The following is a 12,077-nucleotide window of genomic DNA, read 5'->3' as shown; positions in this document are numbered from 1 at the left end:
GGCATGAGCGAGATGCTTGCAGAAACTTGGGAGCTTTGGCGCGCCGGCGGCTCGCTGATGATCCCGCTCGCTCTGCTGGGAGGCGTGATCTATTTCGCCATCTTCGAGCTCTACCTTCACATGAGGAAGAATAGCTTCTACCGTATCGATCCCAACCAGCTAGGCCACTGGATCGACATGCCGAAGGACGCAGACGGAGAGGTGGGCGAGATGATCGACTTCACCCAGAACGGGGTAAACGATTCCAATGGGGCGCGGGCGCGCTTCGAGGAGCTGAGATCAGCTCACTTGCCGACGCTCGAGCGACGTATCCATTTTTGCAACGTATTGGTCGGAGCGGCTCCCCTCACGGGATTGCTCGGCACTGTGATCGGTATGTTGGGCACATTTTTCGGACTTTCGGTTAGCAGCGGTGGCAACACCATCGATCTGGTAGCCGGGGGCATCTCCGAAGCTCTGATCACCACGCAGACTGGTCTGGTGCTAGCGATTCCAGCCTATGTATTGATCTCCGTGGTACGGAGACAAATGGGCGAGCTGGACCAGTTTTTCACCCGCATGGAGATCCTGACCATTCTCAAACTAGAAAAAGTAGAAAGCGGCCGTTAGGCAGTCACATGAAAGCGAGACGTTCAATATTGGAAGGCGAAGCCGAAAGCGACGAGATCAACATCTCTCCGCTGATCGACATGGTTTTTATCCTCCTCATCTTCTTCATCGTCACCACGGTGTTCGTGGAGGAAACCGGAGTCGAGGTGAACAAGCCACAAGCCGCATCGGCAGCCGATTTGGAGAAAAACAGTATCCTGATTGCCATTACGGACAAGGGGAAGGTCGTCTACGGCGGCAAGGAAGTTGGCATATCGGGAGTGCGCTCGGTTGTGCGTCAGCTCGTTTCCAAAGAGCAGATGCCGGTCATCATCCAGGCCGATAAGAGCGTATCCATCGATTTGTACACCCGCGTGCACGATGAATGCAAGTTGGCGGGAGCCAACACTGTCAACCTAGCGACTGAAGGCTAAGCTCGAAAGTCCTATGGGAGCAAAATACAAGATATACAAGGGTCCGAGCATGAAGAAGCTGCCGGTGGGATCCGGCAGCCTCGCGGCGCTAGCGGTCCTGGTGATGTTCGGCATGCTGCCGTTCACCCAGTACCTCGCCGGATTGAAGAAGCCAAACATGGAGGTGCGGGAGTTCGAAGTGACGGTTCCGCCTCCTCAATTCACCCCGCCGGAGCCGCCGCCACCGGAGCCGCCGCCCGAGAGCGAGCCGCCGCCCGAGATGGATTCGCCTCCGCCGCAGCTGTCGCTGTCGCAGCTGAACATGGCCCTGAATCCGGGAGTCGGAAACGCCTTGGCGGGCGGATTCTCGTTGGGCGAAGTCGGCGTGAGCGCCTCCGATACCATGGAGCAGATCAGCTTGTTCGAGATCAGCGATCTCGACGAGGCCCCGCGCATGAAGCGCAAGCTGCCCATCCCTTGGACGCCGCGCATGAAGCGCGAAAAGAAGACCGGCCTGATCAATATGGAAGGCGTGATCAATCCCGATGGATCAGTCACCATCACGCGGATACATGAAGTCATCGACGATGATTTCGAACGCATGTTCCGGTCCTATTTCGAATCCCTCCAATACACGCAACCCACCGTAGCCGGTAAGCCGGTCTCGGCTAAAATCTATTTCAAGGTCCCCGTCGAATGGGGAAGTTAAGTCATGAAGCATCTAACGTCTACTCTACTATCTTCTGCAGCTTTCTGCGTTTGCGCCCTTTCCTCCGCTCAGGTCTACGAGCTCAAGGAGCAAACCTTCGACAATCCCGAATTCCGCGCTCGGTTCATCCAGAGCTACATCGCCGAGTCGGACATCAACCCGAACATCACCGCGGAGGAGAAGGGCCTTTTCGACGAGATCGTTCCGTTGATCGAAAGCGATCCCTCCGCCGCCATCGCTCGTCTCGACGTGGCCATCACCTCGGAGAGCAGCGCCGCCTTCGACTTCATTCTCGGAAACCTGCTCTATCAGGAGAACGAGCTGGATGAGGCGATTGCCGCCTACGAGGCCGCGATCAAGAAGTTTCCCAACTACTATCGGGCCTACTACAACGCCGGACGCGCCTACGTGGGCGCCGGCGATTACGCGAACGGACTGAAGTACCTGCAGAAGGCGCTCTCGATCCAGACCGGAGACAGTTCCATGTATGGGTTGATTGGATACTGCTACATCAATCTCGACAAGCCGGAAACGGCGCTCGACGCCTATCGCAACGCCATCATGCTCGAACCTAAGAGCCGCGACTGGAAAATGGGCAAGCTCCAGTGCTACATCGCTCTGGAGCAGCCGGAAGATGCCATTGGCATGCTTTACGAATTCATTCGCGAGGAGCCGGAAAACGCGGATTGGTGGAAGCTTCAGGCCAATCAGTTCATCGCTGTGGGCAGCACTGAGAAGGCCGCCGCCAACCTGACGGTCGTGAAGGATCTCGGCAAAGCCGATGGAGCGGCTCTCGCTCTGCATGGAGACTTGATGGTCAACGAAGGTCTGGTGGAAGAGGCCCTTGACAGCTATTTGAAGGCCATGGATGAAGGCGGAGCCCGTCCCTACCGCATGCTGGAAGTGGCCAACTCCCTCATTTTCATGGGCGAGCTCGATGCCGCAAAAAGCTTGATCGCGAAGCTGGAGTCGGCCCCGAGCATGGAGCTCTCCGACAAGCAGGATACCGATTTGCTCAACCTGAAGGCTCGTCTGGCCATGGAGTCGGACGACGTCGATGGAGCCGCTGGTTTCCTGGCTGAAGTGGTTGATAAGGACCCGCTCAACGGCGAGGCTCTGCTCACGCTCTCCGAGCTCGAAAAAGGTCGCGGAAACTTCGCCAAGGCGGAGTACTATGCGGAAAACGCCAGCAAGATCGACGCCTACGCCCACAAGGCCCTGCTCTCTCTCGCCCAGCTTAACGTGACCAAGCGCGACTACGGCTCCGCTGCCAAGTATTTGCGACAGGCTCAGCAAATCGATCCACGCGACTACGTTGCCGACTATCTCCTGCGCGTCGAACAAGCGGCTCTGCGCATGTAGCGTAGTGGTCGAACCTCTCTGGGCTTGTTCCTGAACGAACACCAACTAGCCAAATGAAAAAGATGTCTCAAACCGTCGAAAGACGACTTCGCCGCTGGATCGCTCCAGCTGCTTGCCTCAGCCTCCTCAGTGCCGGGGCCTTCGCCATCGAAGCTGCTCCTACCCTAGAGAACAGCCCGATCCGCCTCAGCAGCAACGAAAACGCCTTCGGCTACACCCCGAACGCGAAGGAGGCCATGCTGGAAGCGATCGATAGCGGGAGCTACTACAACCGCAACAACGTCGCGGAACTGGTAGCCCTCTGCGCCAAGAAGGAAGGTGTATCCGCTGACTACATACTAACGACGGCCGGGTCCGGTCCACTTCTGATGATGACCGCGCTTGCCTACGCGGAGCCGGGCGCCAATGTGGTGACTACCGAGATGGGGTACACGCAGCTGGTTCGAAAGTTCGAAGAGCGTGGTGGCGATGTCAAGTACGCTGCCTTGTCGGAGGACATGGGGTACGATTTCGAGGCGCTCGGAGCGGCCATCGATGAAAACACCAAGATCGTCTACATCTGCAATCCCAACAATCCCACTGGCGTGCTGGCCGATTCGCTGGAGCTCAAGAAGTTCGTCATGTCGATTCCGGAAGACATTCTGGTCTTCGTCGACGAAGCGTATTTGGAATTGTCCGACACGAACTTCTCCATGGCCACGTGCTCGCCACTGGTCAAGATGCGCAAGAACGTCATGGTCACGCGTACCTTCTCCAAGAGCTATGGCCTCGCTGGCTTCCGTATCGGCTACGGAATCGCTCATCCTGACATCCTGGAAAAGATCAGCGACTTCTACATGGGGCCTCCAAGCTACCTGTCCGCGATCGCGGCGTGCGAGGCCATCAAAGATACCGAACACTTGGCCATGAACGTGCAGAACTACAAGTCCGTGCGCAACTACGTTTGCGAATCTCTGGACGCGCTCGGTATCGAATACGCCAAGCCAGACGGAGCTTTCATCTACTTCAAGTCCGGCATTGACCAGCAACTGCTGCGCGACACCATGGCTGAAAATGGGGTGCTGATCAGCGGCTCCCGCGTATCCGGCGTACCGGAACAGAAGTACCAGCAATGGGCTCGCGTGAGCATCGGCACCAAGGAGCAGATGGACGAGTTTCTTTCGATCCTCGGCTCTCTGGTCGCGAAGACTTGATCGGCTTTCGGCGGGGGAGCCCGCTGTCTCATCGACTTAGTTTATAATAGGTAGTACAGTCAAAAAGCAAAAGGCGAAGGCGTGGTCCTTCGCCTTTTGTTTTGTTTAGGGAGGGCGTGTTTGCTGCCATCCGACGAGGCGTCCTCGGGGTGGGAACGCAGCGAGAGATTTGAAATATGGGTGTAACGGATTTGCTTGCGTCCGAGTATATGCAAAGCAAATGAAATCACTTCTCTCTAAAACCGCCTGCGCGAGCGTCGCCGCGCTGATCGCCCTCTCAACTGCCAACGCTGAAAACTCCTTCCAGGAAGCCTCTCAGCACATCGATCTGGATGGACCCTTCATCGCCTATCTGGATTTCGATGGGGATGGTCAGGCCATCGGCGAAAAGCTCAACGTCATCTATCAGGACTTCGCCGCTGCCAATCCGGACGTGCCGCCGTTTCCTTTGGATTTCCCGGTCATCTTCGAGGCGCTCGGGTTCGGCTCCCTAAGGGCGTGGGCCTTGAGTTCCAGCGAGCTGGACGATGGATTGGTCCGAAACAAGTCGGTTTCCTTGCTCGATGGAGCGCCAAAAGGCCTGATGGCTCTCAACCAGGGCGAGCCCATCGCCTTCGATCTAGCGAAGAGCGCCCCTGCTGACGCGGCTACCGTGATTTCAGGAAACCTCAACTTGCTCGGCGTGCAGGAAATGCTGCAGGAGCTGGCGGGTGTGGTCATGGGGCCGATGGGCGATGGCATGCTGCAGCAGGGCTTATCCCAGCCGATCCCGGGATCCGATGTGTTAGCGGGAGAACTCATCACGGCCCTTTCCGGTCGCATCGATCTGATCCTAGGGCAGGACTTTTCCAACCTTCAGAATCCAAAGACCATGGTATGGACCCGATTTGCCGATGCGGGCGCCTTGGTTAAGCGTCTGGAGCCAGCGTTGCTGCCGATGCAGATCAGTTTCGTGGATACGAAAGATGGGCGCACGGCGAACTTGTCTCACCTCGTGCAGGACCTGCCAATTGGCCTCTTTGTCCACCTGCCGAAGGGCAGCGACGACTTGGTCCTCTATACAGACGAAGATTGGGTATCGGCATTTGCCGAGGCGGAAGTTTTGGCTGAATCGGAAGCCTTTCAGCGGGTGGCAAGCAAGCTGCCTGCGAAAGCTCAGTTTTATGGATACAGCGGCGGGTTCGACCTGGAGCCAGTGATGTCCATGCTGGAGACGCAGAACGAACTCGCCCAATTCGCTCCGCTCATTCGAAGCGTCGCCGATCTGGTGGTGGGCGATTTGCTGAAGCCCAGCGCCAATGCGACCTATTTGGCGGAAAACGCCTTGGTCACTGAGATGTATTCGGAATACAGTTACAAGGACATCCTGGTGGCGGTGCCTGCCGGTATCGGGGCAGGATTTGGAGTCGCAGGGGCCATCAAGGCGAGCCTGGAGCAGCAAAACCAAGCTCAGCAGAGCTGGTCCGAAGACGAAGCCACGGAGCCCTCGGTAGCGCCCGTTTTGCCTTCGGTGCCTCCAGTGCTGGAAGAATAGAAGATTTGCATAGGTTAGTTTTGCTTCAGGGCGGAGATCATAGCGATCTCCCCCTTTTTTTTGTGCGCGGAGCGCTTAGCCGCTGACCTCCTTCAGGCGAAAGGCGCTGGCGGCGCCGGCGAAAGCCAGCAGCGCCAGCATGGCGATGGCCCCGCTGGCACCGATCGCATCCGCCAGGGCGCCGATGCTGCCGAGCAACAGCAGGGCGGCGCCGGTGAGAGTGTTGCCCACCGCGACGTATCCCGATTTGTCGCCGCTGACCATATCCACCAGGTAGGCTTTTCGTCCTAGGCGCACGCCGCCGTAGCAGACGTTTACGCCAAAGAAGAGGCTTGCTTGAACCCAGCTTTGGGAAGCCCAGGACGGGCCGATCCCTAGATCGGCGGCGTAGATGCCGATGCCGAGCGCTCCCGCTCCCAGCGCGCCGAAAACCATGGTCAGGCGACTGGAGCGATCGGCGAGCTTGCCCCAGATCGGTCCGCTGACCGTGCCCGCGAGACCGCCTGCCACGATGAGGAGGCCGAGGGCGCTGGCATTTTCGCCGCGCTGCTGGGAGAGCAGGGCGTAGTAGGGGGGAGCGAGGGCCACGCTGAGCAGGAGGCCGCGCGTCAGCAGGTAGTGGCGAAACACCTTGTCTGTTTTCAGCAGAGACATGTTCTCCACAGCCGCTTTCCAGGCGCTTCCGCTTCCGTCGGTGGCTCCAGGCTCCTCCTTGATGAGGGAGAAGCAGAGCAAGGAGGCTAGCCACAGGAATCCAGCGTAGGTCAGCAGGGAGTAGGAGAGCGATTCGCCCTGCGAGCTGCTTTGCAGAAAGGCTAGCCAGAGCCCGAGGGCTAGTAGGGCCGCGCTGGATACGCTGGAGCTGTAGCCCATAAGGGTGCCGCGTCGCTTTTTGGATACGGTTTTTCCGATGACGTCCTTAGCGGAAACGGAGCAGATCCCGCGGCCTACGCTGTAGACGGTCAGCAGGGCCAGGGCGAAGAAGCCGGCCTGAGCTCCTTGGAACTTGGAGGAGAAGAGCCCGATGCCCAGCAAGCAGAGGCCGGAAACGACCCCGCCCAGCAACCAAGCCCGCTTGCGCACCGGCATGCGCCGCAGGTAGGCGGCGACCGCCAGTTGCGGGATCAGCACTCCCGCCTCGCGCAGCGGCACGATGAAGCCGATCAGGCTGGCCGGCGCGCCGAGAGCGCTGAAGAGCCACGGGAGCACCAGTCGGGCGCTGCTCAGCTCGTCTCCGATCTTGCTGAAGATGTTGGAGGCGAGGTAGGCGAAGTAGTTTCGCGGCAGGTGCTTGCAGGCCGATTCGGGAATGTCGCGGCAGACGCGAGTTTCCTCCTCTCCGTTGATGAGGTCGTAGAGCCGATCGAGACGAGTTTCGGGCTTGGCGCTTTGCTTTTCCTTGGAAGTCATGAAACTGGTTTTTCCTGGGTCGAGTCCGCGCAATTTCGATGGACTTGACGATTCGCCATAGCAGGCTGGGCATGATGCTGAGATTTGCCAGCTTTGCTTGTTGCTGCATGATGACGGTCGCCCTTTGGGCCGAACCCGCGGAGCAGCTGAAACTGCCTGTGGACTGGGAGCGCTTGGAGGCGTTTCAAGGTCGGGTGGAACGGGCCGATTTCGAGCGGGAGCTTCGGGAAATCTACGCTCCGGGCGGGCGTTGGGAGGACTGGATGCGCTTCGATGAAGGGGGCGTGTGGATACGCCGCAGCGCCGACGAATCGGAGGCGTACTACTTGGCGTTCGCCAGGTCGGGTGAGACGGAGCCGACGCGGAGAAGCTCCGGCCTTGGCGGCTTGAAGATCGCCATCGACCCAGGCCACTTGGGCGGGCGATGGGCGGAGATGGAGCGTCGCCATTTCGCCATCGGAGACGGAGAGGCGGTGCGGGAGGGCGATCTCACCCTAGCGACGGCGAAGCGCTTGAGGGCGCTGCTGAGCGAGCGAGGGGCGGAGGTCTGGTTGACGCGCGAGGACGATCAGCCGGCGACGCGCTATCGGGCCGAGGACTATTTCGCGGAAGCGGATCGGCGATTGGCGGAGTCCGGCCTTTCGGAATCCGAGGAAACGTACGAGGAACAGCGAAACCTCTTGGCGGAGCGGCTCTTTTATCGAGATGGGGAAATCCGGGCCCGAGCCCGACGCCTGAATTGGATGATACGGCCCGATCTGGCCCTGGCTCTGCACGTCAATGCCGTAGGCTGGCCGGATCCCGAGAATCCCAGCTTGGTGGACCAGAACGATTTGCACGTGCTGGTGAACGGCTGCTACCTGCCCAGCGAGGTGGCGGACGACGCTCAGCGTTTCGAGATGGTCTGGCGCATCGTCAACGGCTACCACGAGCAGGAGATCGCCTTGGCGCGAACCATGGCGCGTACGATGGTCGAAGCGACCGGTCTTCCGCCGTATCAGTATTCTGGAGACAATGCGATTTCGATGGACGAGGAAGGCTACATCTGGGCTCGAAACCTTCTCGCCAACCGGGTCTTCGACTGTCCGGTTGTTTTCCTGGAGCCATGGACCGCCAACAGCAAAGCGGTCTACCAATGGGCGGCTTTGGGCGACTACGAGGGAAAACGCCTAGTGGGTGGGGAAGAGGTGAAATCGTTGCCAGCCCTGTACGCGGCTTTCGTATTCGAGGCCTTGCTACGTCATTTTGGCGAATAGCCGGTAAAATCGAGCACGGGGTTTTACGATCCAGCGCCAGTTCTTGATTTTCGGGTCAATCTGTGTCACGTTTCCACTCGCTTCGTCACTCCCGTGCCGAGGTCCCCCAGTTGGCGAGGCCGCCTGAATTTTTGCGGCGGACGAGCTGACACCCAAAACCCTTTGCCTTCTCCAGCTACCCCCTAGCTTCACGGAGATCTCGTTTCTTATGTTTACTCGTCACTCTCTAGAGACGACGCGCCGGCGTCGTCGTCTTTTGCTGTCGACGGTCGCCTTCGCGATGGTCGGCTTTATTGATCTGTTCGCTCAGCATCGGCTGATGATTCCCGACCCGTACGCGGGGGAAGGCCGGCTCGACGTCTACGCCTTGGAGAAAAGCTACTGTGTAGTGAATTCTGGATACGGAATGGTGCCTCTGGAGTCGGGTCGTTTCTTCTTCGAGGAGGCGGACTCTTTTTCCGAAGGCTATTTGGAGGTCAATCGCCCGCAAGGTTACGTTTCCGAGGGCAAGCGAAGCACGCGCTTCGTGTTTTCCACAAAGGTCAAAGCCAGTCGCGACTACGAGGACTGCTACGTGGTGCTGCGCCTGTTTTCGCAGGATGGCCGGGAGTTTCTTCTGCCCTATGGGATCGAGGACTTGAAGGCGGGCCGGGTGCAGCGGATCGAGATCGATCCTCAGCTCGGAGTGGAAATCAACCGTGGCGTCTACTACTATCATTTCTTCTCCGCCGGTCAGGAGATCTACTACGCGCTCACTCAGCAGGAGCTGGGAAAGCGGCGCCGGGCGCCGATCGCCTTGAACTACCATGGCAGTCGAGCTCCCGCCTTGGACCGCCTGCCTGATGCGGACCTGCCGGCCGAGGTTCGTCCAAGCCTTGCGGGTTGCGAAGCCTTGGTCGCCTTGGGCGTCAATGATAGCGGTTTCAGCGTGGACCATTTGGTGCTGGCCTCTACCAACCCTGACGCGGGACAGATGGCGGTGAATCTGCTGAAGCGCTCCCGTTTCAAGCCAGCTGCGGAGAGCGGCCACTTCGTGCGCGGCGATCTGCTGGTCCGAGTGGTTTTTGACTCTGGTGGCGGCTACCGTTTGTTGGAGGAGTAGCGATTTTGAAAAACGGTCTGGGCAGGCGGTGGGGACGTCAGTTGGCCTGATCGAGGCTCAGGTGGTACGCTTTCTCGAGGGCGGTGGCGATTTCGTTCACGCGGATGGGCTTGCTGAGGTAGTCCTGCATGCCGGCGGCCAGGGCCTGGTCGCGATCGCCCTGCATGGCGTTCGCGGTGAGAGCGATGATGTAGGGACGGCGCTCGGGCGGAAAGCGATGGATGATCTCGCGAGTGGTTTCGTAGCCGTCGAGCTCGGGCATTTGGATGTCCATGAGCACCACGTCGTAGGAGGTGGTTTCGAGGGCCTCGAGGACCTGGGTCCCGTCCTCTGCTAGGTCGCAGCTGTAGGCGATCTGCTTGAGAATGAGGCGTCCGACCTTCTGGTTCACCGGGTTGTCCTCGGCCAGCAGGATTTTTAGGGGAAACCGTTTGCCGAGGTCGCGGGTGTCGCTGTGCGGTTTGGCGACCTTGAGCGAGGTGACATCTTCGCATTTCAGGGCGGCCCCGAGGGCCTCGAGCAGGCTTCCGAGTTTAATCGGTTTCGCGACGCTTCCGTCCCACCGGTCGGACGTGGGGCGTTTCCCAAACGGTGTGAGCTGCACCAGGCGCGGCTTGGGCCGCGCCGGATCCGGGGGTGGGCGCAGGTTTGCGGCGAAGATCGGGGTGGCGTCCACGCTGCTGTCGCACAGGACCAAGGCGTAGGCCTGCTTGCGCATCATCTGCGCGGCTGTCTGACCGTCTGCGGCGGTGCGCGCCACTGCTCTCCAGAGGGTCAATGTGCGGAGGATTTTGGCTCGAAGCGTGGGATTGGGCTCGATCAGAAGCACCGGTTTGCCGCTGAGCAAGCGGCGCCCTTCATTGTCCTGCTGGGGCGAATAGTGGACGGGTTTTGTGGCAGGAGCCACGATGGTGAAGAAGAAGGAGGCGCCTTCGCCCGCTTCGCTTTTCAGCCACATGCGTCCGCCCATCAGCTCCGAGAGCTTTTTCGAAATGGCTAGTCCGAGCCCGGTGCCGCCGTACTTTCGCGTGGTGGAGGAGTCGACCTGGCTGAAGGATTTGAAGAGGCGGTCCTGCTTGTCCTTGGGGATGCCGATGCCCGAGTCGCGCACTTCGAATTCGATGGCGCAGGCTTCGGCGGAGGTTTCCCGAGGGCGAATCAGGACTTCGATCTGCCCGGTTTCGCTGAACTTGACGGCGTTTCCCAGCAGGTTGACGAGGATTTGGCGGAGTCGAGTCACGTCGCCGAGAACGCTGAACGGCACTTCCGGATGGGCTTCGTAGCAAAGCTCCAGCCCTTTGGCGCTGGCCTTTTCCGCCAGTAGATCAAGGGCTTCCTCGACGCAGGCCCTGAGGTCGATCGGCTCGGATTCCAATTCCAGCTTGTCGGATTCGATTTTGGAAAAATCCAGGATGTCGTTGATCAGCACCAGCAGGGAGTCGCCGCTGGCCCGGATGGTTTCCAGAAAGTCTTTCTGCTCCTTGTCGAGTTCGGTTTCCAGCAGGATGTTGGTCAGCCCGATGACCGCGTTCATGGGGGTGCGGATTTCATGGCTCATGGAGGCGAGGAAGGCGCTTTTGGCCTGGTTTGCCAGTTCTGCCTCCAAGGCGGACTGGTTGGCCTTGGCGATGGCCTGGTCTAGCTGCTTGTAGAGCTGCTCGGTCTCTTGGCGAATGTCGTCGGCAGGCGTTTCGCTGGTCTGTCCACGGGTGGTTCCTTTGCTGCAGATCAGCGCGCCGCCGTGGGGACGCAGGACGAAGCTGTGCTCGATGGACAGGTCGTTTTGGCGTTCCGCATCCCGCATCAGCGCGCCACTCCAGTTTCCGCTGAACTCCATGGATGGCAGGATCTCGGAGTCGAAGCGCTTGGCGGCTTCGTCGGCGAGTAGGGCGCGCCACGGCTTGCCGAGCAGTGACGCAGGGGACAGCGAGCCGTGGTGGGTGGCGAAGGCTTGGTTGGCGAATTCGATGACTCCCGCGGCGTCGATGGCGGCGAGCCCGTCGGAACTCATTTCGATGAGCTCCAGGCAGCATTGCAGCGAGCTGGCGGCGCTGGCGGATTCCTCGCTTCCGAGATCCTCGGGCGAACAGGGCCGGATGATGCCCAAAAGCATTTCCTGGTGGGGGCGCGTGACGAGGTAGCCAGGGATGCTGGAGCGGCCGAGGCTGGGAATCCAGACCAGGCCTGTGGCGCTGGAGCGCAGCTCGACGTTTCTCAGGGGCGAAGCGAGCCAGGTGTAGGGGCGGGTGGGGTTGTCTCCGATGAGCTTGCTCAGCGCGGCGTTGGCGAAAGTGATGTCTCCTTTGGGCGACGCGACGAAAGCGTAGTCGGAGAGGACTTCCAAGGCGTCCTTGCACAGTTCCAGCCCGATTTGCGAATGCAGGCGTAGCAAAGCGTCCAGCTGGCTGTTGAGCTGCAGGACGATCTCGGCGGGGATTTGATGGGGTTTCTGAGTCTCCGAGGGCATGGTCGCACCTTCTGTATCGGACAGCGGGAGCTGGCGTTGACCC

General features: G+C 59.7%; 10 protein-coding genes. 8 read left to right on the top strand and 2 right to left on the bottom strand.

Features of this window, described 5'->3' with window-relative positions:
• The first annotated feature begins 3 nt into the window (after positions 1-3).
• The 6 genes from QEH54_RS13615 to QEH54_RS13590 all read left to right on the top strand — a co-directional run bounded on the left by QEH54_RS13615 (position 4) and on the right by QEH54_RS13590 (position 5,799).
• Positions 4-609: a MotA/TolQ/ExbB proton channel family protein gene (locus QEH54_RS13615; protein WP_309019239.1), complete on the top strand. Its 606-nt coding sequence runs from the start codon at positions 4-6 to the stop codon at positions 607-609.
• A gap of 8 nt (positions 610-617) precedes the next feature.
• Positions 618-1,022: a biopolymer transporter ExbD gene (locus tag QEH54_RS13610; protein WP_309019238.1), complete on the top strand. Its 405-nt coding sequence runs from the start codon at positions 618-620 to the stop codon at positions 1,020-1,022.
• Between the two features lie 13 nt (positions 1,023-1,035).
• A complete protein-coding gene (locus QEH54_RS13605) occupies positions 1,036-1,710 on the top strand; it encodes a hypothetical protein (protein WP_309019237.1) in 675 nt (224 codons plus the stop codon).
• A 3-nt stretch (positions 1,711-1,713) separates the two neighbouring features.
• A complete protein-coding gene (locus QEH54_RS13600) occupies positions 1,714-3,072 on the top strand; it encodes a tetratricopeptide repeat protein (protein WP_309019236.1) in 1,359 nt (452 codons plus the stop codon).
• A gap of 53 nt (positions 3,073-3,125) precedes the next feature.
• Entirely contained in the window at positions 3,126-4,265 is a 1,140-nt protein-coding gene (locus tag QEH54_RS13595) for an aminotransferase class I/II-fold pyridoxal phosphate-dependent enzyme (RefSeq protein ID WP_309019235.1), read from the top strand.
• Positions 4,266-4,485: 220 nt separating this feature from the next.
• Entirely contained in the window at positions 4,486-5,799 is a 1,314-nt protein-coding gene (locus QEH54_RS13590; RefSeq protein ID WP_309019234.1) for a hypothetical protein, read from the top strand.
• 75 nt (positions 5,800-5,874) lie between these two features.
• Here QEH54_RS13590 and QEH54_RS13585 read toward each other — a convergent pair whose 3' ends face one another.
• Entirely contained in the window at positions 5,875-7,209 is a 1,335-nt protein-coding gene (locus tag QEH54_RS13585; RefSeq protein ID WP_309019233.1) for an MFS transporter, read from the bottom strand.
• A 38-nt stretch (positions 7,210-7,247) separates the two neighbouring features.
• Between QEH54_RS13585 and QEH54_RS13580 the strand changes: the two genes are divergently transcribed.
• A complete protein-coding gene (locus tag QEH54_RS13580) occupies positions 7,248-8,465 on the top strand; it encodes an N-acetylmuramoyl-L-alanine amidase (RefSeq protein WP_309019232.1) in 1,218 nt (405 codons plus the stop codon).
• Between the two features lie 280 nt (positions 8,466-8,745).
• Complete coding sequence (locus QEH54_RS13575; protein ID WP_309019231.1) at positions 8,746-9,567, top strand: hypothetical protein; 822 nt, start codon at positions 8,746-8,748, stop codon at positions 9,565-9,567.
• A gap of 37 nt (positions 9,568-9,604) precedes the next feature.
• Here the strand turns inward: QEH54_RS13575 and QEH54_RS13570 are convergent, their stop codons facing one another.
• The gene (locus tag QEH54_RS13570) at positions 9,605-12,034 is read right to left on the bottom strand and encodes a response regulator (RefSeq protein ID WP_309019230.1); all 2,430 of its coding nucleotides are present in this window, start codon (positions 12,032-12,034) and stop codon (positions 9,605-9,607) included.
• Between the last annotated feature and the right edge of the window lie 43 nt (positions 12,035-12,077).

The organism is Pelagicoccus sp. SDUM812003, assembly GCF_031127815.1.
Taxonomy (GTDB): Bacteria; Verrucomicrobiota; Verrucomicrobiia; order Opitutales; family Opitutaceae; genus Pelagicoccus.
Note: the sequence above shows the minus strand (reverse complement) of the source record. Positions and strands in the feature narration are given on the sequence as shown.

Excerpts from the sequence above, each read along its gene's own strand:
- QEH54_RS13570 (WP_309019230.1), bottom strand. The coding sequence starts at position 12,034 with ATGCCCTCGGAGACTCAGAAACCCCATCAAATCCCCGCCGAGATCGTC.
- QEH54_RS13615 (WP_309019239.1), top strand. The coding sequence starts at position 4 with ATGAGCGAGATGCTTGCAGAAACTTGGGAGCTTTGGCGCGCCGGCGGC.
- QEH54_RS13600 (WP_309019236.1), top strand. The coding sequence starts at position 1,714 with ATGAAGCATCTAACGTCTACTCTACTATCTTCTGCAGCTTTCTGCGTT.
- QEH54_RS13585 (WP_309019233.1), bottom strand. The coding sequence starts at position 7,209 with ATGACTTCCAAGGAAAAGCAAAGCGCCAAGCCCGAAACTCGTCTCGAT.
- QEH54_RS13610 (WP_309019238.1), top strand. The coding sequence starts at position 618 with ATGAAAGCGAGACGTTCAATATTGGAAGGCGAAGCCGAAAGCGACGAG.
- QEH54_RS13605 (WP_309019237.1), top strand. The coding sequence starts at position 1,036 with ATGGGAGCAAAATACAAGATATACAAGGGTCCGAGCATGAAGAAGCTG.
- QEH54_RS13575 (WP_309019231.1), top strand. The coding sequence starts at position 8,746 with ATGGTCGGCTTTATTGATCTGTTCGCTCAGCATCGGCTGATGATTCCC.
- QEH54_RS13590 (WP_309019234.1), top strand. The coding sequence starts at position 4,486 with ATGAAATCACTTCTCTCTAAAACCGCCTGCGCGAGCGTCGCCGCGCTG.
- QEH54_RS13595 (WP_309019235.1), top strand. The coding sequence starts at position 3,126 with ATGAAAAAGATGTCTCAAACCGTCGAAAGACGACTTCGCCGCTGGATC.
- QEH54_RS13580 (WP_309019232.1), top strand. The coding sequence starts at position 7,248 with ATGGACTTGACGATTCGCCATAGCAGGCTGGGCATGATGCTGAGATTT.